Annotated in this window: 27 protein-coding genes; 24 read left to right on the top strand and 3 right to left on the bottom strand. The window is 60.5% G+C overall.

The genetic code is table 11. The features are described 5' to 3' along the window. Window positions 1-22: 22 nt before the first annotated feature. From LOY42_RS20310 to LOY42_RS20265, 10 genes are all read left to right on the top strand, one after another. The gene (locus LOY42_RS20310) at window positions 23-1189 is read left to right on the top strand and encodes a phage tail sheath family protein (RefSeq protein ID WP_258599007.1); all 1167 of its coding nucleotides are present in this window, start codon (window positions 23-25) and stop codon (window positions 1187-1189) included. A gap of 12 nt (window positions 1190-1201) precedes the next feature. Then, on the top strand, window positions 1202-1711 hold the full coding sequence (locus LOY42_RS20305; protein WP_258599005.1) for a phage major tail tube protein: 510 nt from the start codon (window positions 1202-1204) through the stop codon (window positions 1709-1711). Between the two features lie 27 nt (window positions 1712-1738). Continuing rightward, complete coding sequence (locus LOY42_RS20300; protein WP_258599004.1) at window positions 1739-2035, top strand: phage tail assembly protein; 297 nt, start codon at window positions 1739-1741, stop codon at window positions 2033-2035. Window positions 2036-2166: 131 nt separating this feature from the next. Beyond that, window positions 2167-4773 carry a phage tail tape measure protein gene (locus LOY42_RS20295; protein WP_258599002.1) on the top strand — a complete coding sequence of 869 codons (2607 nt, stop codon included), beginning with the start codon at window positions 2167-2169 and terminating at the stop codon, window positions 4771-4773. A gap of 9 nt (window positions 4774-4782) precedes the next feature. After that, window positions 4783-5625, top strand: coding sequence for a phage tail protein (locus LOY42_RS20290; protein WP_258599000.1), 843 nt, complete (start codon window positions 4783-4785; stop codon window positions 5623-5625). Further along, window positions 5600-5806 carry a tail protein X gene (locus LOY42_RS20285; RefSeq protein WP_186713635.1) on the top strand — a complete coding sequence of 69 codons (207 nt, stop codon included), beginning with the start codon at window positions 5600-5602 and terminating at the stop codon, window positions 5804-5806. Before LOY42_RS20290 ends, LOY42_RS20285 begins: the two co-directional genes overlap by 26 nt. Before the next feature lie 57 nt (window positions 5807-5863). Then, window positions 5864-6928 carry a phage late control D family protein gene (locus tag LOY42_RS20280; protein WP_258598999.1) on the top strand — a complete coding sequence of 355 codons (1065 nt, stop codon included), beginning with the start codon at window positions 5864-5866 and terminating at the stop codon, window positions 6926-6928. A 23-nt stretch (window positions 6929-6951) separates the two neighbouring features. Further along, window positions 6952-7503, top strand: coding sequence for a glycoside hydrolase family 19 protein (locus LOY42_RS20275; protein ID WP_258598998.1), 552 nt, complete (start codon window positions 6952-6954; stop codon window positions 7501-7503). Continuing rightward, entirely contained in the window at window positions 7503-8045 is a 543-nt protein-coding gene (locus LOY42_RS20270; RefSeq protein WP_258598996.1) for a lysis protein, read from the top strand. The genes LOY42_RS20275 and LOY42_RS20270 overlap by 1 nt, the downstream gene beginning before the upstream one ends. 152 nt (window positions 8046-8197) lie before the next feature. Beyond that, window positions 8198-8992: a DNA adenine methylase gene (locus LOY42_RS20265; protein WP_258598994.1), complete on the top strand. Its 795-nt coding sequence runs from the start codon at window positions 8198-8200 to the stop codon at window positions 8990-8992. 409 nt (window positions 8993-9401) lie between these two features. Here LOY42_RS20265 and LOY42_RS20260 read toward each other — a convergent pair whose 3' ends face one another. Continuing rightward, on the bottom strand, window positions 9402-10106 hold the full coding sequence (locus LOY42_RS20260; RefSeq protein ID WP_258598992.1) for an SOS response-associated peptidase family protein: 705 nt from the start codon (window positions 10104-10106) through the stop codon (window positions 9402-9404). Window positions 10107-10213: 107 nt separating this feature from the next. On the opposite strand from LOY42_RS20260, the gene LOY42_RS20255 reads away from it, so the two are divergent. Next, window positions 10214-10642, top strand: a complete 429-nt coding sequence (locus LOY42_RS20255; protein WP_258598990.1) for a LexA family transcriptional regulator — start codon at window positions 10214-10216, stop codon at window positions 10640-10642. Continuing rightward, entirely contained in the window at window positions 10632-11903 is a 1272-nt protein-coding gene (gene umuC / locus LOY42_RS20250; protein ID WP_258598988.1) for a translesion error-prone DNA polymerase V subunit UmuC, read from the top strand. Before LOY42_RS20255 ends, umuC begins: the two co-directional genes overlap by 11 nt. Before the next feature lie 170 nt (window positions 11904-12073). Here the strand turns inward: umuC and LOY42_RS20245 are convergent, their stop codons facing one another. Together LOY42_RS20245 and LOY42_RS20240 are read right to left on the bottom strand one after the other, a co-directional pair. Then, on the bottom strand, window positions 12074-14602 hold the full coding sequence (locus tag LOY42_RS20245; RefSeq protein ID WP_258598986.1) for an RNA-binding domain-containing protein: 2529 nt from the start codon (window positions 14600-14602) through the stop codon (window positions 12074-12076). 518 nt (window positions 14603-15120) lie between these two features. Further along, the gene (locus tag LOY42_RS20240) at window positions 15121-15324 is read right to left on the bottom strand and encodes a hypothetical protein (protein ID WP_139669546.1); all 204 of its coding nucleotides are present in this window, start codon (window positions 15322-15324) and stop codon (window positions 15121-15123) included. A 112-nt stretch (window positions 15325-15436) separates the two neighbouring features. Between LOY42_RS20240 and LOY42_RS20235 the strand changes: the two genes are divergently transcribed. The 12 genes from LOY42_RS20235 (at window position 15437) to LOY42_RS20180 (ending at window position 22653) form a co-directional block, all read left to right on the top strand. Further along, window positions 15437-16183: an XRE family transcriptional regulator gene (locus tag LOY42_RS20235; protein WP_139669548.1), complete on the top strand. Its 747-nt coding sequence runs from the start codon at window positions 15437-15439 to the stop codon at window positions 16181-16183. Between the two features lie 468 nt (window positions 16184-16651). Continuing rightward, window positions 16652-17305 (top strand): hypothetical protein, encoded by a 654-nt coding sequence (locus tag LOY42_RS20230; protein ID WP_258598983.1) that lies wholly within the window; start codon window positions 16652-16654, stop codon window positions 17303-17305. After that, window positions 17306-17641 (top strand): hypothetical protein, encoded by a 336-nt coding sequence (locus tag LOY42_RS20225; protein WP_139669552.1) that lies wholly within the window; start codon window positions 17306-17308, stop codon window positions 17639-17641. It abuts the gene before it with no gap. A 29-nt stretch (window positions 17642-17670) separates the two neighbouring features. After that, window positions 17671-18024 (top strand): phage holin family protein, encoded by a 354-nt coding sequence (locus LOY42_RS20220; RefSeq protein ID WP_139669554.1) that lies wholly within the window; start codon window positions 17671-17673, stop codon window positions 18022-18024. A gap of 14 nt (window positions 18025-18038) precedes the next feature. Continuing rightward, complete coding sequence (locus tag LOY42_RS20215; protein WP_139669556.1) at window positions 18039-18221, top strand: hypothetical protein; 183 nt, start codon at window positions 18039-18041, stop codon at window positions 18219-18221. Between the two features lie 84 nt (window positions 18222-18305). Continuing rightward, window positions 18306-18797: a phage tail tube protein gene (locus LOY42_RS20210; RefSeq protein WP_139669557.1), complete on the top strand. Its 492-nt coding sequence runs from the start codon at window positions 18306-18308 to the stop codon at window positions 18795-18797. A 14-nt stretch (window positions 18798-18811) separates the two neighbouring features. Beyond that, a complete protein-coding gene (locus LOY42_RS20205; protein WP_139669559.1) occupies window positions 18812-19162 on the top strand; it encodes a phage tail assembly chaperone family protein, TAC in 351 nt (116 codons plus the stop codon). 29 nt (window positions 19163-19191) lie between these two features. Beyond that, window positions 19192-19446: a hypothetical protein gene (locus LOY42_RS20200; protein WP_139669561.1), complete on the top strand. Its 255-nt coding sequence runs from the start codon at window positions 19192-19194 to the stop codon at window positions 19444-19446. A gap of 66 nt (window positions 19447-19512) precedes the next feature. Next, window positions 19513-20769, top strand: coding sequence for a phage tail tape measure protein (locus LOY42_RS20195; protein WP_139669563.1), 1257 nt, complete (start codon window positions 19513-19515; stop codon window positions 20767-20769). A 15-nt stretch (window positions 20770-20784) separates the two neighbouring features. Then, window positions 20785-21117, top strand: a complete 333-nt coding sequence (locus tag LOY42_RS20190; protein ID WP_258598978.1) for a phage tail protein — start codon at window positions 20785-20787, stop codon at window positions 21115-21117. 18 nt (window positions 21118-21135) lie between these two features. Next, window positions 21136-21885 carry a phage minor tail protein L gene (locus LOY42_RS20185; protein ID WP_139669567.1) on the top strand — a complete coding sequence of 250 codons (750 nt, stop codon included), beginning with the start codon at window positions 21136-21138 and terminating at the stop codon, window positions 21883-21885. A gap of 3 nt (window positions 21886-21888) precedes the next feature. Next, window positions 21889-22653, top strand: coding sequence for a C40 family peptidase (locus LOY42_RS20180; protein WP_139669569.1), 765 nt, complete (start codon window positions 21889-21891; stop codon window positions 22651-22653). The last annotated feature ends 25 nt before the right edge of the window (window positions 22654-22678 follow it).

Raw genomic sequence — 22678 nt, 5'->3', positions numbered from 1 at the left:
CCTTCTTGTTTCTGGAGAACCTATGAGCGGTTTCTTTCACGGCGTCACCGTAACGAACGTCGACACCGGCGCGCGCAACATTGCGCTGCCGTCGTCCTCGATCATCGGCCTGGTCGACACCTTCACCGAAGGCGCAGGCGCCACGGCCAAGGCCAATGACCTGGTGCTGATCACCAGCGAGCGCGAGGCCGTGGCTGCCTTCGGCGAGGGCGCGGCGATCACCAAGGCCTGCCGCGCTATCTACACCCGTGCCAAGGCGGTCATCGTGGCGTGCGGCGTGGCCAAGGTCGAGGACGCTGCCGAGCAGACCTCGGCGATCATCGGCGGGACCAAGGCGGGCGGCCAGCGCACCGGCCTGCAGGCGCTGCTCGACGGCAAGAGCCGCTTCAACGCTCAGCCGCGGCTGCTGGTCGCGCCCAAGCATAGTGCCACCCACGCTGTCGGTACCGCCCTGGTGGCCCTGGCCGACAAGCTGCGTGGCATCGCCATCCTCGACGGGCCTAACACCACTGACGAAGCGGCTACGGCCTATGCTGGCGAGTTCGGCGCCAAGCGCGCGTTCCTGGTTGATCCCGGTGTGCAGTACTGGGACACCGACGCAAGCATGACGGTGAATGCCCCCAGCTCGGCCTGGGTCGCCGGCCTGTTCGCCTGGACCGACCGCGAGTACGGCTTCTGGGCCTCGCCGTCGAACAAGGAGTTCGTCGGCATCACTGGCACCTCGCGGCCGATCGAGTTCCTCGACGGCGACGAGACCTGCCGCGCCAACCTGCTGAACAACGCCAACATCGCCACGATCATCCGCGACGACGGTTACCGCCTGTGGGGCAACCGCACCCTGTCGAGCGATCCGAAGTGGGCCTTCGTCACCCGCGTGCGAACCATGGACATCGTCATGGACGCGATCCTCTACGGCCACAAGTGGGCCGTCGACCGCTCGATCACGGCGACCTACGTCAAGGACGTCACCGAGGGCCTGCAGGCGTTCATGCGCGACCTGAAGAACCAGGGGGCAATCATCAACTTCGAGGTGTTCGCTGACCCGGAGCTGAACACTGCCAGCCAGCTGGAGCAGGGCAAGGTGCATTGGAACATCCGCTTCACCGATGTCCCGCCTGCCGAAAACCCCAACTTCCGCGTCGAGGTCACGAACCAGTGGCTGACCGAAGTCCTCGACGCCAACGCATAAGGAGCGACCCCCATGGCGATGATTCCCGAAACACTGGCCAACCTGAACCTGTTCGTCGACGGCGTCAGCTTCCAGGGCGACGTGCCCAGCCTGACCCTGCCCAAGCTCACCCTGAAGATGGAAGAGCACCGCCCGGGCGGCATGGATATGCCGATCGAGATGGAGCAGGGCATGGAGAAACAAGAGGCCGCCTTCACCACCACCGGCATTCGCCGGGAGGCGCTGAAGTTCTTCGGCCTGGCCGATGGCACCGCCTTCAACGGCACCTTCCGCGGCGCCTTCAAGGGCTTCAAGGGCAAGATCACCCCGGTGATCGTCACCCTGCGCGGCGCGCTGAAGGAGGTCGACATGGGCGACTGGAAGCCGGGCGACAAGGCCGAGATCAAACACAACGTCGCGGTGACTTATTACAAGCTCGAGGTCGACGGGCGCCTGATCTACGAGATCGATGCGCTGGGCATGAAGCGGGTGATCGACGGCGTCGACCAGCTTGCCCAGCAACGCCAGGCCCTGGGCCTGTAACTTCCTCACAGACAAGGACAACACCCCATGAGCAAGAAAATCCCCGCTTACCTGCAGGTTGAAGCAGACCGCGTCATCGTCACCTTGAGCAAGCCAGCCGAATGCAATGGCGTGCAGGTGGACAAGCTGAGCCTGCGGGCGCCGACGGTGCGCGACATCCGTGCTGCACAGCAGCTCACCAACGGTGATGACGAGCAACGTGAACTGAACCTGTTCGCCTCCCTAGCCGAGGTCGGTGTGAAGGACCTCGAAGGCCTGACCCTGAAGGACTACACCCGCCTGCAGGCCGGCTATTTTCGCTTGGTGCAAGACGACGAACTTTGACCCACGATCCCAGAAGCGGCTGGCCAAGCAGCTGGCGAAGGAGCTGGGTTTTTCGGCGGTCGAGATCTCGGCGATGTCGTGGATGGACATCGTCTGGTGGCTCACGGATTGAGCCTGCAGGAGGGTAGTGCATGGCAAAGCTGGCGATCGCGCTGGAAATCGGCGGGGCCGTTGCTGCATCGCTTGGTTCGGCATTCGGCACTGCCAAGGGGCATATCAAAAAGCTCGAGGAGAGCGGCAGCCGCGCGAAGGTGTTGAAGAACACCATCGGCGAGACGATCAAGCTCCGAGAGGAATGGAAGAAAGCGCACGACAGTGGCTCGGCGGCGGCCTCTGGGTTGCTGCGGCGCCTCGATGGCAATCTCGCTGCGCTGAAGAAACAGGGCGTCGAGGTCGGCCGGCTGTCCAAGGAGTACCAGCGACTCGGGCGCGAGGCAAAAGCTGCAGATCTGCAGCACAAAGGTCGGCAGCAGATCGATGCGGGTAAGTCGTCGCTCAAGTCCAACATCGGTGCCACCGTGGTCGGCGCCGGTCTGGCTGCGATCCCGACGAAGATCAGTGCGGATTATCAAGCGATCATCCGCGACATTGCAATCAAGTCGGATATCGTCAACCAGCCGCAAGAGGCTCAGCTCAGCCGGGCGGTAATCGATACCGCACGTGATACCGGGATGTCGCGGAACGACGTAGCGGACCTGATCAACCAGCTTGTCGGCGCCGGTATGGAGGTGGACAAGGCCATGGCCTATGCGCCGACGGCGGCGAAATTCGCCGTGGGCCAAGGCTCCTCGGGCGTCGACACGGCGGCGATGATCCAAGCGCTGCAGCAGAACGCGAAGATCACTGACCCGAAGGTCATGCAGCAGGCTCTGGAGGCCATCGCGTATCAGGGGCAGGCGGGTAGTTTCGAAGCGTCCGACATGGCCAGGTGGTTCCCGCAATTGTTGGCCGGTATGGAGAAGAACGGTGTCACCGGGTTGGACGCGGTGACGTCGCTGGGCTCGATGCTGCAAGTCCAGATGAAGACCGCTGGTAGTGCAGACGAGGCAGCGAACAACTTCAAGAACTGGATTGAGAAGATCGGCGCCAGTGATATCCAGAAGAACTATGCAAAGGCCGGGATTGACTACCAGAAGTCGCTGAACACCGGCCTGCAAAAGGGTATGAACGTCATCGAGGCGTCCATGGGCCTGGCCATGCAGTACGTCGAAAAGACCGACCCGAAGAAGGCCCAGGCGATGAAGGACGCCCAGGCCAACATCGATAAGGAGGCTAACCCGGAGAAGGTCAAGGCGTCGCTTGAGGCGCTTGAGAGAAGCCTGCGCACCGGTGATGTGTTCGCCGACATGCAAGTCAAGGCGGCACTCACGGCCTACGCGCAGAACCGAGGTCTGTACAACACACTCAAGGCCGATTCGGCTGATGCGAAGAAGGTAGGGGGCATCCTCGACAAGAACTTGGCCGAGCGTCGGGAAACGTCTAAGCAACGCTGGAGTGAGTTGGGCCAAGCCGTGGATGACTCGATGCGCAGCATTGGCGATGCGATCCGCCCGGCCACTGATCTGCTGGCGGCGGGGCTGACCAAGATCGCTCATGGCATCACCTACCTGTCGGACAAGCTGCCTGCGTTGGTCATGGGCATCTCCGGCGTTGCTGCGGCGGTCATGGCGTTTCTCACAGCCCGCAGCGCGATCAAGGTTGGGCGCGGGGTGTTCAACCTCGCGCGGGGCCGCAGGGTGGGGCGTGGCGCCAGTGGCGAGGGGGAGCTGCCGGAGACGGGCAATCTGGTGGTCGATGCAGGGCTCGGCGCGTTAGGCAAGGTGTTTGGCGCGGGTGCTGCGAACGATGATCGTGGTGGCCTCACGAGCGAGCCGCAGCGTGTGTTTGTCGTCAACGCCAAGGACCTCGGCGGGTTTGGCTCATCGACCGGCGTGGGTGAGCCGGGTGGTCGACGGCGCCGCCGGCAGCGCAGGGGCCGGGGTGGGCCTGGGCCGCGTCGATCTGCTTCTACGGGGGCTGTCGGCCGAGTCGCTCGAGCCGGGGCTGCGACAGGTGCGGCGGCCGTAGGCGCTGCGACGGCTGCAGCCGAGGTCGGGCGCATAGGTCGGATGATGGGGGTCGTTGGCAAGGTGTCGAAGGTGGTCGGCAGGCTCCCAGGCGGGAAGGTGCTCGATGCGGGCATGACCGTGGTCGAGACGGCCATGAACGCGAAAACCCAGGATGAGAAGGCCGAGGGCTACGGCAGTGCGGCGGGCGGGTTGGCCGGCGCGCTGGCGGGTGGTGCTGCAGGTGCGGCGCTCGGTTCGGTTGTACCGGTCTTGGGGACGGCGATTGGTGGTGCCATCGGTGCCGCGATCGGTGGCCTCGGCGGTGAGGGCCTGGGGGGCTGGTTGGGCAAGAAGCTGTTCGGCGAGGACGAGCAGCCGGCGAAGGTCGACAAGGACAAGGCCGCGCCAGGGGATGTCGCGCGATCGATCGCAGCTGCAGCGCCCGCTCCCACGGCGCCCGTCGTGGCCCAGGCGCTCGAGCAGGCCAAGCCGAAAGCGGACCCGCCCAAGGTTGACCAGCAGTTCTCCTACATGCCCAACATGCCGATCACGGTGCAGGGTGACGTCAAGGACCCGCAGCAGGTGTTCCGCTCGCTCGAGGGGATGATCCGCAACAGCTGGGAAACCTGGTCACGGGAAAGCCTGGCTCGTCAGGCCGCTGGTCAGCTCTTCGATCAACCTCACGTTTAAGGAGGTGCCATGGCCTACATGGCGTCCATGCAGTCGACGCTGTCGTCGTTGATTGCGGCGGGGGAGGCTGGCCGTACCAGCCTCGACGGGATGCTCGGCCCGCTGACGGGTGCCGTTGGCGATATGACCGGCGCCGCTTCGGAGCTTGAGAGCCTGCCAGTCCTTGGCCCGGCCCTCGGCCAGAAGCTGCAGCGCACGATGCGAGCCATCAACGCGGCCCAGTCCTCAGTGGGGCAGGTCGCATCAACCTATAGCCAGGTAGTTAGCGGAGCGGCAGCGGTGCAAGACCGCATCGGCTCCCTGAAGGAGCAGGCCGGCAGGGCCTCGGCGGCGATCAGCCGCATCGCTGGGCAGGCAAGCCCTACGCTGGCCAATATCCTGCCGACCAGTGCGTTCGCGCCGCTGGCCACGCCGGCAGCCGATGCCATCAAGCCATTCCCGCACCTGCTGATCCTGCAGCCGCTCGATGCCAAGCAGCAGCCGTACTACTTCAACCTCGATACTGCGGCCTTTGACGAGCTGCGGCGGCAGACCTCGGCGCGCTGGGCCGGCCAGGAGCGCCTGACGCGAACCATTGCGCAGCAGGCGGTCGGGCAGGGCGAGGACAAGATCACGCTCAAGGGGGTGATCTTCACCAGCAGGGGCGGGATCAAGCAGCTGGATGCGCTGCGCACCATCGTCCGCCGACTGCAACCGGTCAGCCTGGTGACCGGTTACGGCGACGTGCTGGGCACCTGGTGTTTGACCAACCTGGACGAAGAACAGGGCGCGCTGCTGGCCGGCGGCATCCCGCGCAAACAGGGTTTCTCACTGGAGTTCGTGAGTTATGGCAATGACATGCAGAACGTCTGACGGGGATCTGCTGGACACGCTGTGCTACCAGCATTATGGGCACCTCAACGGCACCGTCGAGCTGGTGCTGCAGGAGAACCCTGGGCTGGCGGATGAGCCGCAGCCCTACCGCGCCGGGGTGATCATCGTGCTGCCCGAGCTGGCAGCACCGTCGATCGAGACAATCGAGCTGTGGGGATGACCCACCGCCACACTCCGAGCCCCGCCCAGTGCGGGGCTCTTTCATTCTGGAGGGGCTATGCAACCCACTTTCCGCATCGTCGCTGATGGCAGGGACATCACGACGCTGATCAACGACCGGCTGATCCTGCTGAGAACCACCGATAAGCCCGGCATGGACTCCGACGAGTTCGAACTGCGGATCGATGACCGCGACGCCGCAGTGGCTTTGCCTGCGCGTGGTGCGCGGATTGAGGTCCACCTGGGATACGTTGGCCAGGCGCTGGCTCGCCTGGGGCGATACACCGTCGACGAGATCGAGGTCTCGGCGCCGCCCCGCACCATGGTGATCAGGGGCAAGGCCAGCGACATGCGCGGCACCGGCAAGACCACGCGCAATGGCAGTTGGGAAGGCGTGCCGCTGTCGCAGATCGTCAGCGACATCGCCGCGCGTAATGGCTGGACGCCGGTCTGTCCGGTGCAGACGAAGGTCGATCGCGTCGACCAACGCAACGAATCCGACTTCAACTTCATCACCCGCCAGGCCAAGCAGTACGACTGCACGGCGAAGGTGGCCGACGGCAAGTTGCTGGTCATGCCGCGTGAAGCCAGCTTGAGTGCCAGCGGCAAGGCCTTTGGCACGGTAACGATCACCCCGGCGGATGTGAGCCGATGGCAGTTCCGACTAGGCGATCGCAACGCGCAGGCGGCGGTGAAGACCACGCACCAGAACAAGAAGACTGGAGCGCTGGCTGTCATCGAGCTGGGCAACGAGGACGCACCCACCGGCCTGCCGGGTGTGCATACCGATCGACACATCTACCCGAACAAGTCGGCCGCCCAGCAGGCCGCCAAAGCCAAGCTCGCCGCATTCAACCGCAGCACGGCCGGCGTGCGCCTGCAGATGGCCGGTCGAACCGACCTCTTCGCTGAACGGGTCATGAACGCCCAGGGCTTCAAGGATGGGCTGGATGGCCAGTACCTGGTGGACAGCGTCGAGCAGACGTTCGATGCCTCTGGCTGGTCGACCGCGGTGGAGTGCAACGGCGGGAAGAAGGGCAAGGCCAAGGCCAAAGGCAAGGGCAGGGGCAAAAAAACCAAATCCGACAAGCCACTGAAGGTGGTCGCGGTGAACCCGGCCTGAGCGGCCACAACAGGAGATTCAAGATGACAGTCACCCTCAAGCAGCTGCAGCAGATCCTTCCCAACGCCGGTACCCAAGCCGGCGTTTTTCTTCCTGTCTTGAACGCGGCGATGGTGAAGTGGGGGATCGTCACTCCCTTTCGCAAGCGTGCTTGGCTCGCCCAGGTCGGCCACGAATCTGGCCAGCTGCGTTACGTCCGCGAGCTGGGCAGCGATCAGTACCTGAGCAGGTACGACACCGGCAAGCTCGCCGCCCGCTTGGGCAACACGCCCGAGGCCGACGGTGACGGCCAGAAGTACCGCGGCCGAGGCCTGATTCAGATCACTGGCCACGACAACTACAAGCGCTGCGGCGAGGCCCTGGGCCTGAACCTGCTGGCCCACCCGGAACTCCTCGAGCGCCCCGAGCATGCTGCTGACTCGGCCGGGTGGTTCTGGCACCAGGCGGGCCTTAACTCGCTGGCCGACAAGGGGCCGTCGGCGTTCGAAGCCATCACGCGCCGCATTAATGGCGGGCTCAATGGGCAGGCCGATCGCTTGGAGATCTATGAGCGTGCCGAAGAGGTGCTGATCTGATGGGCCTGGAGTCGCGGCTTGCGCTGCTGGCCCTGGTGTTCGGGGCGGTGGTCGGCGCGCGGCTTGCCTGGTTGTGGCAGGCCAACGAGCTGGCCACGCAGGCGGCAGGCTATGAGCAGCAGCTTGCGGCAAAGGAACTGGAGCACAGCCGAGAGCGGGAGGGTGCTGCGGTGGCGGCGCTCGGCCAGCTTGAGCAGCTGCAGGCAGCAAGGCGCGAGTTGGAAGATCGCCTGCAGGTTCAGGACCAAACCCACTGGAAGGAGATGAACGATGCTCAACAAGCTCAGGCTCGCCTGCGCGATCGGCTTGCTACTGCTGATCTGCGGCTGTCAGTCCTGGTCGACGCCGGATCCTTTGCCGCCCAGGGTTGTGGCGGTGGGGTGCGAGCGCCCGCCGGCACCGGAGGCGTGGTGGATGGAGCCCTACGCGCCCAACTTGACCCAGCGCATGCTCGACGAATTATCGCCATCACCGACGAAGGCGATCGAGGATTGATCGCGCTCAAGGCCTGCCAGGCCTACGTGCGCGAAGTCACGAAGTAGTAAAGAGGCGAGCCGGGCGGATGCGTCAACATCCAGCCCGGCCCGCCGGACCCGCAGACCCTTCCTGCAAGTCCAGCCGTGGCCCCTGCCTTGTGCACAAAGCCCGGCGAGCCTAACACCTGTTTATTCATACAGTAAAGACTTGCAAACCTATGACCTCTCCCATCATCCCCTGGATGGGCGGCAAACGCCGCCTGGCCGACCGCTTGATCCCCCTCTTTCCCCCTCATGAATGCTATGTCGAAGTCTTCGCTGGCGGTGCCGCGTTGTACTTCATGCGTCCCCAGGCCGCTCCCGTGGAGGTGCTCAACGACCTCAACGGCGACCTGGTGACGCTGTACCGGGTGGTGCAGAACCACCTCGAGGAGTTCGTTCGCCAGTTCAAGTGGGCGCTCAGTTCACGCCAGATCTTCGAGTGGCAGAAGATGACCCGCCCCGAGACGCTGACCGACATCCAGCGTGCAGCCCGTTTCTTCTACCTGCAGCAGCACGCCTTCGGTGGCAAGGTCACCGGGCAGACGTTCGGTACCGCCACCACCGGACCGGCCATTAACCTGCTGCGCATCGAGGAGAACCTCTCGGCCGCATGGCAGCGCCTGGCCGGCACATACGTCGAGAACCTGTCCTGGCTCGATTGCGCCGAGCGATATGATCGGGCGCACACGTTCTTCTACATGGACCCGCCTTACTGGCAGACCGCCGGCTACGGCGTCGACTTCCCGTTCGAGGAGTACGAGCGTATGGCCGACTTCATGCGCCGCTGCAAAGGCAGGGTGATGGTCAGCATCAACGATCACCCTGACATCCGGCGAGTCTTCGACGGCTTCCACTTCGAGTCCCTGGACATCCGCTACAGCAACACCAACCAGCGGCAGGGCAAAGCTGATGTGACCGGCGAGCTGGTGATCATGAATTGGCGGCCTTCAGTACTGGAGCAACTTTTCTAGTTGTAGTAGGTGAATCCATCGCACAACTTCAATACAGAGAATAAGAAACAAATTGAAGGTCGACATACTTTCTCCGAGATGAGCTCAAGCGCTCGGCGGTTGTGTGAGTTGGCTTTTGTCCTACGTTGGTGGTGAATTTAATATGAGTTTTTAAAATCTTGTCAATAGTTCTTTTTGTGGCATTAATTCGGGGGCTTGAGGTGGCCCCCAGCCCAAGGGCTGCGTACGTTTTAGCGTTTTAGCGTTTTAGCGTTTTAGCGTTTTAGCGTTTTAGCGCAAAAGCGGTTTTGTTCATTTGAACATTGGTAGATATGTAGATTTCTACATCTGAAGATTTCTTTAGCTAAACACTTCGCTAGAAGGTAGGAGGGTTCATGGTTTTTAGCCACTAAAATTGCTTGCCCGAATACTAGCTGCGGCTTTTTAAATCCGTAGGTAGTATCAATTCAGGTCCTTGGTTACGGACATTGCCCACCTCCTTACGAACTGCATGCCACTTGAAATCACCGGCGGCTCGGCAACCGGTTCGCACTATCTCTTCTGCGTGCTCAATCGAGGTGTCTGGCGAGATCCACTCACAGGCAACCTCGGGCGTGAGCACAAGCGGTTTGCGGTCGTGTATATCGACGAGGCCTTGGTCAGCTGCTGCGGTGATGATCACGAAACCATCGCGCTCGTCTGTCCCGATACCGGGGTGGACTTCAGCCAGCGCAGCAAAGAACAGCGGGGCCTCGTCCGCTGCATGGATGTAGTAGGGTTGCTTGCGCTTCGGGTCCGCAGGATCGGGTATCCACTCGAACCAGCCATTCGCCGGCGCCAAGGCTCGGCCATTCGGCCAAAGCGACTTGAAGAACTTCCCCGTCATCACCGTCTCGGCCCGCGCATTGATCGGGTCGGGCCGCTTCCCCTTCGCCCAGAATGGCGACCATCCCCACTTCACTCGATCGACGCTCAACCCTCCAGGCACTGGCCTTATCAGCTCTACACGGGTAGAGGGCGCAACGTTGTACCGGTTGATCCGCTCATGGTCGTACCCATTGATGACCACCAGATCGAGGGCCAACTGCCTCAGGTAGTCGTCCATGCTCTCGTAGATCGAGTACCTCCCGCACATACTACACCTCGCTCGTTTGTCGGCTGCCTCGCGTCCGCGCATTGACGTAGGAACGGTCTGATAGTTTACTGTATGAATATACAGTCATTCATTTGAGTTGATCTGCCATGACCATCACCTTCCTGGGCGCGCCGACGGGCGGCCCTGCGCTGCTGCCGGTGTATTCGTTCCGTGTGCCGGCCGGATTCCCTTCGCCGGCGGCGGATCATCTGGAGCGGCATATCTCCCTCGACGAGCTGTTCGACCTGCGTGCCCCGCACGTGTACCTGGTACAGGTGGAGGGCGACAGCATGCAGGGCGCCGGGATCTTCTCGGGCGACCTTCTTATCGTAGACCGCAGCAAGGAGGCCGAGCACGGCGACATCGTGATCGCCGCGATCAACGCCGAGCCCGTCTGCAAGCGCCTGTATCGGCGCGACGGCGTGCTGGTCTTGCAGTCGGAGAACCCCGCCTACCCGCTGCGGCATGTCATGGAAGGCGACGACCTGGTCATCTGGGGTGTGGTTCGCTACAGCGTGCGCGATCATGCCCAGTGACCAGGTGTTCGCGCTGATCGACTGCAACTCGTTTTACGCGAGCTGCGAGCGCGTGTTCCGGCCAGATCTGGCCAAGACGCCTATCGTGGTGCTGAGCAACAACGATGGTTGTGTGATCGCCAGGTCATACGATGCCAAGCCGCACGTGAAGATGGGCGAGCCCTATTTCCAGGCCAAGGAGAAGCTCCGTCGGCATGGCATCGTGGCGTTCTCATCCAACTATGCGCTGTATGGCGACATGAGCGAGCGGGTTATGTCGCTGATCGAGTCGATGGTGCCGGCGGCCGAGGTCTATTCGATCGACGAATGCTTCGCTGACCTCACGGGCGTGCAGGGGAGCCTGACCAAGTTCGGCCGGGATGTGCGCGCCAAGGTGCTGCGCTGTACCGGCATCCCTGTGGGTGTGGGGATCGCCCGCACCAAGACTCTGGCAAAGCTCGCCAACCACACTGCCAAGCGCCTGCAGGCGCATACGGGTGGGGTGGTCGATATCACCGATGACTTCAAACGCGACTGGGTATTACGCAACACGGAGGTGAAAGAGGTGTGGGGCATCGGCCGGCGGATGACGGCGCACCTCGAGGCAATGGGCATCCGCACAGCCATGGACCTGGCGAAGGCAGATCCGCGGATGTTGCGCGACAAATTCAGCGTGGTGGTGGAGAAGACCGCGCGCGAGCTTGCCGGCACACCGTGCCTCGAGCTGGATGAGGCGGACCCGCCGAAGCAGGAGATCTGCTGCAGTCGGATGTTTGGCAAGCGGCTGACGGAGCTGGCACCGATCAAGCAGGCGGTGGCCACCTACACTGCGCGAGCGGCGGAGAAGCTGCGCGCCCAGGGATCGGTATGCAAGCGCATGCGGGTCAGCATCCGTACCGGGATGTTCAATCCGGACGAAGCGAAGTATGCCAAGGGCGCCCTGGTCGAGCTGCCATACCCAACCAACGATACGCTACTACTCACCAGAGCAGCTACCGAAGCAGTGGGGCAGGTCTACCGCTCGGGCTTCCGTTACAGCAAAGCCGAGGTTCTGTTGATGGATCTGCGGCAGCCGGGGGAGTTCAGCGATGATCTGTTCGCCGTGACGCAGCCGGCGGCTTGCGATCGGCTGATGTCGACGCTGGACGAAATCAATGGCAAGTATGGCCGAGGGACGATGCGTACGGCCAGCGTCCCCGGCACCCCTGACTGGGCGATGCGGCGCGAGATGATGAGTCGTTCGTATACCACGCGGATCGATCAATTATGGCGAGTCCGATAGAAAGGCGGTCCGGATTATTGGACAAAAATGGGAGAGCCGAGCGCCACTCCATGCCCCTTTATGCCCTTTCTGCTCATCGCCAGTAGGTACAGAAAAGCGCCCAAGCCCATTATGCATGGGGCTTGGGCACTATTTTCGTCAGCTCTCCAGCACAAGGGGTGTGTTTAGAGCTAGGCGGAGAGTATGAATCGATTTTTGGTATCTCCTAAAGTATTTAGAACGTCATATCGGGTATCATCTATTAATTCAATGACGTCAGCAATGGCTCGCTGGCATTCCAGATAATCTGGAAGAATTTCTTTCTTACGCCTAGCTGTCGTGTTTTCGGAGTGATAAATCGTATGGATCGCGCAGGCAGCTTCCGATAATCTGTAATAATTTATACTCCGGATGTCTCCGGCGCGTATAGCTTTGTGCATGGCTTTAAAGGCTTTAAAGTCTTCGCGATCTATTTGTAGTGATCCCCATAAAGCGTCGAGGATTTTTATAGAAAGATCTTTCAGTTGATGTTTGAGCTCACCATGGCTTTTCTTAATTGCTTGCGATATGTCATCATAGGAGCTAGCAAGAAGTTCGTGTTTTCGAGCAGCAGAGCCCATTTTATGAGCGAGCAGAAATTTAGCTTCTGCGGATCTATTTAGCCATTTCGGAGTTTGTAGTTTGGCATCAATAACAGCAGAGCGGCAAACGTCAACTAATTCGGATTTGCTGCCTGTCCTTGCTTCCACTTGGAACCAAAGATCAAAGAGGAGCTCTTTCCGTTGCCCGTGTGTATAAGCATCTCTGAAGGAGCTTCGGACTGAATTTATATCTGCGAGTGGGTCCATTGACTCAATTTGAGCGTATGCTAAAAGAAGGTCTGGGTTGTTTTTGTATTGCTGCTTCTTGAGGACTGATTTAATCGTTGCTCTAGCCTTGCTGTATTCTTTCTCTTTGAGTAGTGCAACTGATTGACGTATGGCCTCGCCTACAGATACTTGATTGTTTCTCGATGAGTTAGCTTTTAAAGCTTGCGCTCGACCTTTTAAGGTCCCTAGATATCTTTCGGCGTTAGGTACGATCTCATCCTTTAAAGAAATCGTAAGGTTGGAAATTGATTGCGAGCATTTAAATCGAGGCTCGCTCTCGATGAAAGAGGCAGACTGTAATAGGAAAAGCCTTCCTAGTTCTGGAATGGCATCTTCGATCAATGGCTGCTCGAGCTCTGTATAATGCCTAAGTTCAGATAGTGAGCAAGAGCCGATGAAGGCAATGGTTAAAAGTACTCTTCGCGCTTCTGGGCTGAGTTGGTGTATTTCACGTCTAAGTGCGGCACTTCTAACAGCCTCGCCTTTTTTACCGTGCCATTCAGATATAGCATCATCAATCGAGTACCCAACACGACAGAGCCTCAATATGGACTCCGTGAAAAGAGGTGAACCTTCAGAGGCTTTTTCAAGTTTTCGGACGGTTTTCGAGGTTATATCATCGAAGCGCATCGACGATTTGAGTTCGTCAATATATTGCTCGTACTCCTCGCCGGCTAAGCCAGGCACTTCGATAGCAGTATCGGAAGAGTAGCTTACGTTTGATCGTGTTGTTAAAAGTATTTTTGATTTGCTGCCGCCGATCTCCCGTGCAGTCTCCATGATGCGCTTTTGTTCATCGACATCGGTCGAGTCGACGTCATCAATTACTATGAACGAAGGGTAGTTCTCTAAATTTTGCCTAGCCAGTCTCTTTAGTTGTGTGATTCCAAGGTCATCAAGTTCGGCATCCAAGGTGCCGGTTTTTTGGCATATTGTTATGAGGAGAGACTCAAGGTCATTGTAATGAGTTTCGGGGGTGTTTATAAAATCGTCTGCTCCGGCTTTGAATTGCTGCGTTTTCGCAGTCAGCCAGATGATTTGGTCAAATATGGGGGCGCCGGTTGAAGTTATAAGTTGACAGAATTCATACGCGATTGACGTCTTGCCCTTTCCTCCTTCGCCAGCTAGTACCTTTGCGTACTGGAATTCATCTGAAAGCCATGCCCACAATTTCTGGATAATTTCGACGCGACCTACGAAGTTGGGGCAAATGAAGTTCCTGTCTGGAAGATTATGATCAAGCAAATTAATTTTTTTTACGAATTTACCATCAAGTAATGCAAGCAGGTCGCGACTGCTAGTCAAAAACTCAAAGTCAGCGTGAGTTACTGCTTGCTTGCATTTATCGCCATCGCGATATAAGGTCGCTCCTTCGGTAAAGATTACTTTGTTTTTTGAATCGTTTGCAATTTTATTTGCCGAGATAGTGTGTAGCTGCTCAGGCCGCTTAGGGACGTGCAAGAGACCTATAGTGACTACTGGCGAACCATAAGATAACTCAATGATATTTATATTGAGGCGATGGCCGAAATATTTATCAAGCTGACCTTTTAGTTTTTGGATGTCAATTGTGCCTTCCTTGACACCTATTAATTCATATTGGGTATCTTTTATGGTTTCTTTGATTCCATAAAGTAAATATCCACCATAAGTATTGTATAGGCTTGCTATGGCGCGCGCGGTCTTAGTGTAGTCGTGGGAGCTTTCTGCATATGCTTCTTTATAGTCCCAAAGCTCGCACTCGAAGGGGGTTACGTTATTGTCTGGTATTAGGAGCTTCAATACGGTTTCGGAAAGGGTGCCAGCTTGAATAAGGCCGTAGACTTGCTTTTTCAAATCATTTACGTTCATCGAGGTTCCATTTCGAAACTTAATTGAATAAGTAGTATCGAAGACTCACGTCGTACCAGCGATTGGGGTGATGTCAAAACGATATTTTATTTTCGTTTACCTAATAATGTTGGTGTTGTCAAGCTGCGGGTGATTAGGTCGTCATCGAGTTTTAAGAAATAGGGGGTACGAATCCATCATCGGGCGTAAGGTTTGTTGTCGATTCTTCTTGGGGGAGGTGGCAGGATCGGATGGGGCAAAAATGGGGCAAACCGAGCGCCGTTCTATGCCATCCCATGCCCTTTGCGGGCTCTGTCAGCAAGTATGAATAGGCGCCCAGCCCTTTGTTCACAGGGGCTGGGCGCTTGCTATGTCAATACTCCAGCACAATCGGGGTGTGTGCGGAGAGATCAGACATTCAGGGCCTTACAGCGGGTGGTCTGGTGGCAAATTTCGAAACCGTCAATGGTACAGGCTTTTTCCGCTGGGCGCAGGTTGGATGGGGGGGGCAAATCTGCGCGGGCTGTCAGGCGTTGGCCTCAGCCCGGGTGGCCAAAGAACTGGTTGAGGAGGAGCAGTTCCATGATCACCACCAGTACGCAGAACATCACGAAGCCTCGGCTAAAGACCCGTCGTGGCCGTTCAAAGGACGGCCAGTCCTGTATGTTCAGGGCTCCCATCAACGCAATGATCAACCCGACAAACAGGTAGGTGGGCCAGCGGCGTCGCGGCGAAAGGTCCATGCCGTTTTCCGATCCATGGTGAGAAATCGCGACGATAGCGATGGCCCGGGGGAGGGGCAACCTTTGTTTTCTGCTTGCCTGGCCATTGCATTTGCGCTGCCACGGATGCATTATGCGTATTATGCAAAAACGCAACGTAGCCTCCGTACTCAGAGAACTGCTCGCCCGCCACGGCCTGTCCCCCACAGAGCTGCATCGGCGCACGGGTGTACCTCAATCCACCCTGTCGCGGATTCTCAGCGAGAAGATCGTCGATCCTTCGGACAAGCACATCTCGAAGATCGCCGAGTACTTCGGCGTGAGCACCGACCAGTTGCGCGGCCGCGTCGAACTGGGCGAATCGCGTGACGCGGCCCCTCTCACTCAAGGCCATGCGGCCCTGAGCGACATCAGCTTGTGGGACGATGAAACACCCGTCGAGGACGACGAGGTGTCCGTGCCTTTTCTTCGTGAGGTCGAGTTGGCAGCAGGATCAGGAAGATTCGTCATCGAGGAAAGCGAGAATGCTCGCTTGCGCTTCGGCAAACGCAGCCTGCGCCACAATGGCGTGCAGTTCGACCATGCCAAGTGCGTGACGGTGCGTGGCAACAGCATGTTGCCGGTGCTGCGCGACGGCGCCACGGTCGGGGTCAACACCGGCAAATGCACCATCGGTGACATCATCGACGGCGACCTCTATGCCATCAACCACAACGGGCAGCTGCGGGTGAAACAGGTGTACCGCCTGCCTACCGGCATTCGCCTGCGCAGCTTCAACCGCGACGAACACCCTGACGAAGACTACAGCTTCCAGCAGATGCAGGAAGAGCAGATCAGCCTCCTCGGCCACGTCTTCTGGTGGGGCATGTACGCTCGTTGATACCGATCCTCGATAAAAACCCGCCTCGGCGGGTTTTTTTTCGTCCTCAGAAAAACCCTACACGCCGCATCCGATAAGGCCTTCATGCATTTCGGCAAATGCCAGTGCATAAATATTTCTAAAAATGCATTGACTGCATATGCATGCATGCATAATCTGTGTCTCAAGCCGGTCAGCAACCGGTTGTTACACAGGCAGCGATGAACAGGCCTCGACTGTTCAGAGGGTTGGCAACTGGCCCGGGTGTGCAGCGTAAAGCACCACGATCAGTTATCCGGCGGGCAGGCGGCCGCGGTCGGAGTCACTAATTTGAAGCGGAGCCGTGCGGCGTCACCAGTCGTGGCCGGCGGTTCGACAACGCATTACTGAAAAGCCTGCGAAGCGGGCTTTTTGGAATGCCGAGGCAAATGCGAAGGCCTGTGGTCATCGTCGGCATCATTCATGCGAATTCATCGCAACGGAGGTGAAATGGCTTTCGAAACCATCAGTCTGGGCACCTTGCCCAGCGGGCTGGGCGGCGATACGGCACGTTCGGCCTTCGAGAAAATCAATCGCAACCTGGCCCAGATCAAGGATCGAGCGCTGCAAGCAAACTATTCAGCGCTGGCCGGCCAGCTGTACAGGGAGGTCGGCGTTGCGTCGTCGTCGGCCAACGTTACATCCCTGACCATTCGCACCCAGGTCCCGGTGGTCAGCGGCATCGCCCCGGTGGTCAGATTGCAGGGGTGCCTGGACACCTACACCGCGCCGGTCACCCTCGACCTCAGCTGGTACTTCTACAACGGTGTGGTCAATTCGGCGTTCGGCCTGCTCGACAGTGCGTCGCCAGCGATCGCCACGCTGGCATCGGCCACTGCCCTGCAAGTGGTGCTGTATGCCGAAGGCGGGATGGCGAACCTGTACATCAAGTTCCCCAAGGCGGTCTATTACCCCCGCCTGGCAGTCAGTTGCCTGCATACCGGGGCGTTGCCCATGGCCGCAGGTACGGAAACCGGTTGGGAAGTGGCCTTCGACGCCCCGGCGCCGGCGGCTTCCCTGGTCCAGGCGGCGTTCAAGCTGACCACCACCCTCAATACAGCCAACTGCAAGGTCGGCAACGACGGCACGATCAAGGTGGCCTGAATGCGCGCAATCATCACGCTGCTCAATGACGGCAGCACTTACGACATCACGCCCCCAGGTGTCGCCCTCGCATCGGCGCTGGTCAGCGAAGGGGTTTTCCGGATTACCGGCAGTCAGGGGCTGGTGCCATTCCCGCCAGTGAGCGTGGGCTGGGGCTATTCACTGAGCCAGATGGATAGCAAGGCCGATGTGGCGATCGAGTACGACGAATCCGGCGAGCTCCTGGTGAGCGTGACCCGTGATGATCGGCCGTACCGGTTGGTCAGCACGCTGATGCTGCATGTCTTGGTCGCCGACCTTCCCGACATGCCGGTCATTCAGTCAATGGAGGGCTGAACATGGCCATATTTCAAGGAGACAGGACTTTGACAAGTGAACAACAGGCATTGCTCGACATGCCGCTCTGGCTGGTGATCGTCCTGGCGTTGCTGGGTGGCCTATCTGGCGAGATGTGGCGGGCCGACAAGGCCGGGGCACGGGGCTGGGCGTTGCTGCGCCGGCTGGCATTGCGCTCCGGCGCGTGCATGGTCTGCGGTGTTTCCACGGTGATGCTGCTGTATGCCAGCGGCATGTCCATTTGGAGCGCCAGTGCCTTCGGCTGCCTCACCGCCATGGCTGGCGCCGATGTCGCCATCGGCCTTTATGAACGCTGGGCGGCCCGCCGCCTGGGCATCGAGCAACCGGATGCCGGCACCGACGCCGATGAGCGCGGGCGCTGAGCAAGGAGCCTTGCATGAACGAAACACAGCTGGAAGCTCTACTGGCCGCACTGGCAAACCAAGCCTCGGTGCAGACCGTGCTGGGGCAGTCGATTGAGCGCCTGGCGTTGAGCAACGAGCAATTGGTGGCCTACCTGAAGAGCCGTGAACCGGACCCGGACGCACCACCCTACCTCGATGGTTCCAACCCAGCCTGACCCCCTTCCTGCACCTTCATCTGCAGCACCGACCGTCCGGGATTCCCCGCGACGGCTTTCATCATGTTCAAGGAGAACACCCCTATGTCGATTCTTACCCAAGGCACCCAGATCTACGCGCTGGTTCCACCGGTCTCCGGCACTGGCCCGCTCAGCGTGCTGGAAGTCGAGCATGTGACCTCGTTCGAACCGGGCGGCGCCCCGGCTGAGCAGATCGAGGACACCTCCCTCGATGCCGCCGAGCGCACCTACAAGAAGGGCCTGCGTACCCCAGGCACCGCCACCCTTGGCCTCAACGCCGACCCGGCCAACGCCAGCCACGTGCGCCTGCACCAGCTGTCCGAAGCCAGCGGCAACACCACTGTGAAATGGGTGGTGGGTTGGTCCGATGGCAAGGACATCGCGCCCACCCTCAACAGCAAAGGTGATGGCTTCGAGTTGCCGGCCACCCGTACCTGGTTCGCCTTCGAAGGCTACGTCGCCGACTTCCCGTTCAACTTCGCCCTCAACTCGGTGGTCACCACCTCGGTGAGCATCCAGCGTACCGGCGGTTCCACCTGGGCGAAAAAGGCCTGAGCGCGGAGGACTGAATGAACATCCATCAACTCAAGGCGTTGGGCGGCATCGTCGATAGCCAGCGCGTGCGCAAGGAAGTGGCCTGGAGCCGCCCGGACCCATTGACCGGCGAGATGCTTGCCCAGACGCTGGTGGTGCACGTGCGCCGCCATTCGTTCGGGGTGATCGAGCGCCTGTTTGATGAGCAGGGTTCATCCCATAGCCGAAATGCCCATTACCTGGCTGCGTCAATCGGTCTTGGCGAGGACGGCGAGGAGTCGCTGAGCGTCGAGGACGCTTTCAACCTCGAGCCGTCGCTGGGGTTCCTGCTGCTCAATGCCATCAATGAAGTCAACGGCACGGGTAACACCCCGGCAAAGAGCTGACGGCCGCCGATGAGTTCTGGCACGAACTGGTGCTCAACGGCATCGGCGGCCGCACGATCAGCGAGGCCAAGGAGCGGGTGAGCTATGCAGAGGCCAGGGACTGGGCGCTGTACATCCAGCGCCATGGGTCACTGCACGGCGGTCGCCGACTGGAAGCCTGCATCGCCATGCTGGCGCTGCAGGCCAACCATCACGCCGGGGGTACCGCCGAGTTGATCGATTTCATGCCGCACGAGCGACGCCAGGGGGTGTCGCTCGAGTGTGCGATGCAGCAGTGGTGCTGATGACCGGCACCACCTTCTTCACGAAACCCGCCACGGCGGGTTTTTTCATGATCAGGGAGTAGGCCCATGGCAACCAACCTTGCCAGTTTCAGCCCGACCATCGATCTGTCCAGCCTCGAGCGAGCACTGGCCAGGGCTTCGGCCCTCAGTGACCGCACCCTGCGCCAGATGCAGAAGAATGTCGAGGCGTTCAACAACCAGTACCTGAAGAACGCAGCGGGAGTCGCCGACGCGAGCCTGGACGTTTCGACAAAAGCCCTCGACCGCTTCAAGGCAGCCTACAAGCCGCCAGACTGGAGCCAGGCGCAGCAGCCCGACCCGGTCAGGCCATACAGCGATGAATTGCGTTCGATGCACAACGCCGCTGCTTTGCAGGTGGCGCAACTCGGCATGGGTCAGCGCAAGGGCGCGCTGGCGGCCAAGCTCAATGGCTACGAAGAGGCGTACTACACCGCCAAGCGCAAGCTCGAGGAAGACAACCCGGCGGATCAAGGCAGCGACGAGTATCTGCAGAAAGTGGAAGCGTTGCGCACACGTCATGCCGACCTGACCAACCAGGTGCTCAACGACTACCAGATGATGGAGCAGGCCCGTGGCGACTGGACGGTCGGCGCGACGGCCGCGTGGGACGAGTACCTGGATGCTTCCAGCAATGTCGCCGGGCAGTCGCAGGCGGTGTTCGCAAGTGTGTTCGAGCGCATGGGCACCGCGGTGCAGACCTTTGCCACCACCGGCAAGTTGTCGTTCTCCGATTTTGCCAGGTCGGTGCTGGCCGACATGGCTGCGCTGGCCGCCAAGACGGCCGCGTCCAAGGCACTGAGCAGCCTGTTCGGGTTCGGTATGAATCTGGTCGGTGCCTGGCTGGGCAACGGCGCCGCGCCAGCGGCGAGCAGCATGTCCGTCGGCGGCACCACCACCGTCTTCAACCCGCAACTGAACACTGCCGGCCTGTCCTACGGGGCTTCCACCTTTGCCAAGGGCGGCGCCTTCACCAACGGCATCGCCACCACTCCGACCCTGGCGCCCATGGCGTTGTTCGGCGAGGCCGGCCCGGAGGCGATCATGCCCCTGAGCCGTGGTGCCGATGGTGCCTTGGGGGTGCGCGCGGTGGGTGACGGCGCAGGTACCCGCCACAGCAGCGAAGTGGTGATCCAGCAGACCATCAACGTCGCCGCCGGCGAGGGTAGCGCGGTGGCCGGCCAGGCTAATGCACAGCGCCTGGCCAGCGCCTATGCTGGCGCCGCTCGCCAAGGCGCCAGCGAACAGATTTCCCGCGAGCTGATGCCCGGTGGGCAGATCTGGGCCGCGATTCACGGCCGCTGATCAAGGAGAACTTACATGGAAACCTTCAACTGGAGCCCCAGGACCGAACCGATGGGCCAGGTCGAATACCGTGTGCGCACGGTGCAGTTCGGCGATGGCTATCAACAGGCGGTGAGCGACGGCATCAACAACCGCAGCCAATCCTGGCCACTGATGTTTACCGGCGACGAAGCGAAGATCCGCGCCATCGCCGCCTTCCTCGACCGCCATTCTGGCAGCCGGGCTTTCCGCTGGACCGCGCCTCTTGGCGAGCCTGCGCTGTTCCGTTGCAAGGGCTATCAGCCAACCGCCAAGGGCGGTGGCCTGTACAGCCTGAGCGCCACCTTCGAGCAGGCGTTCCACCCATGATCCAGGAGGGCTTCAGCCATGGCGTTGATCACTGATATCCAGACCCTCGAACCCGGCGCGGAGATTGTCCTGTTCGAGATCGACGGCAGCGAGTTCGATGCCGACACGTTGCGCTTTCACGGGCATGCCATCGCCCATGAGCCTGGCGAGTTGGCAACGGTGGGCGACACCACCCAGCTGCCGGCCCGTTCTATCTGGTGGCAAGGCCTGGAGTACAAGGCCTGGCCCGTGCAGATCGACGGCATTGGCGCCAACAGCAATGGTCGGGCGACCCGACCAAAATTCACCGCAGGCAATGTCGATGGGCGTATCACCGCGCTGTGCCTGGCCTTCGAGGATTTGCTCAAGTTCAAACTGACCCTGCGCCAAACCCTTGGCCAGTACCTGGACGCCCGCAACTTCGCCGCAGGTAACCCGCAGGCAGATCCGACCCAGGAAGCACTTGAAGTCTGGTTCATCGACCAGAAAATCGAGGAGGACGATGAGCGGGTGCAGTGGGAGCTTTCGTCGCCCGGCGAGATCGACAGCCACGGCTTGCCCGGCAGGCAGATGACCGCCTATTGCCACTGGGCGATGACCAATGGCTACCGTGGGCCGAACTGCGGTTATACCGGCAATCGTCTGTTCGATGATGAGGACCGGCCGGTGGACGACCCTGCCAAGGATCGCTGCAAGGGCGGCCTTGCCTCATGCAAGCTGCGCTTCGGCGCGGCCGCCGAGCTGCCCCATGGCGGTTTCCCTGCGGTCTCGCTGATCGCCCGGAACTGAGCCATGAACGGCTACTTGCTTGAAGCATTCCGCCAGCATGCCGCAGACGACTACCCGAGGGAGGCCTGCGGCCTGGTGGTGGAGCGGGCTGGACGGCAATGCTACCAGCGCTGCCGCAACACCGCCGCCGAGCCCGGTGAAGAGTTCCGCATCGATCCGCGCGACTATGCGGCGGCGGAAGACCTGGGCGAGATCGTCGCGGTGGTGCATTCGCATCCCGATGCCAGCAGCCGCCCCTCCAACCGGGACCTGGCCATGTGCGAAGCCACTGGCTTGCCGTGGCACATCCTGTCCTGGCCCGAGGGTGATCTGCGTACCTTGCAGCCCCAGGGCGAAACACCTTTGCTCGGGCGCCCGTTCGTCCACGGGCTATGGGACTGCTGGCAGGTCTGCGCCGACTGGTACCGGCGCGAGTGGGGGTTGACCTTCCCCGCCTACGACCGCGAGGACGGCTGGTGGGAGGATGCCAATGGTCCGAGCCTGTACGAGCAGGCCTATGCGGCCGCCGGCTTCGTCAGGGTCCAGGCACCGCAGCGTGGTGACCTGATCGTCATGGCCATCGGTCGCACCGCACACCCTAATCACGCGGGCATCTACCTGGGCGGCGATACGCGTTTGCCGGATGAGCGCTGGCCAGCATGTGGCATGGGCCCGTTCCTGCTACACCACCTTTATGGCCGGCCCTCGGAGATCATCGTCTTCGGTGGCCCTTGGCTCGACCGTACCCGCCTGGTCCTGCGTCATCGCGATGCCGCCGCGGCGGACTGAGACGGCGCGACAGGTCCATTTTTCG

Source organism: Pseudomonas sp. B21-023 (assembly GCF_024749165.1).
In the GTDB taxonomy this organism is placed as follows: Bacteria; Pseudomonadota; Gammaproteobacteria; order Pseudomonadales; family Pseudomonadaceae; genus Aquipseudomonas.
Note: the sequence above shows the minus strand (reverse complement) of the source record. Positions and strands in the feature narration are given on the sequence as shown.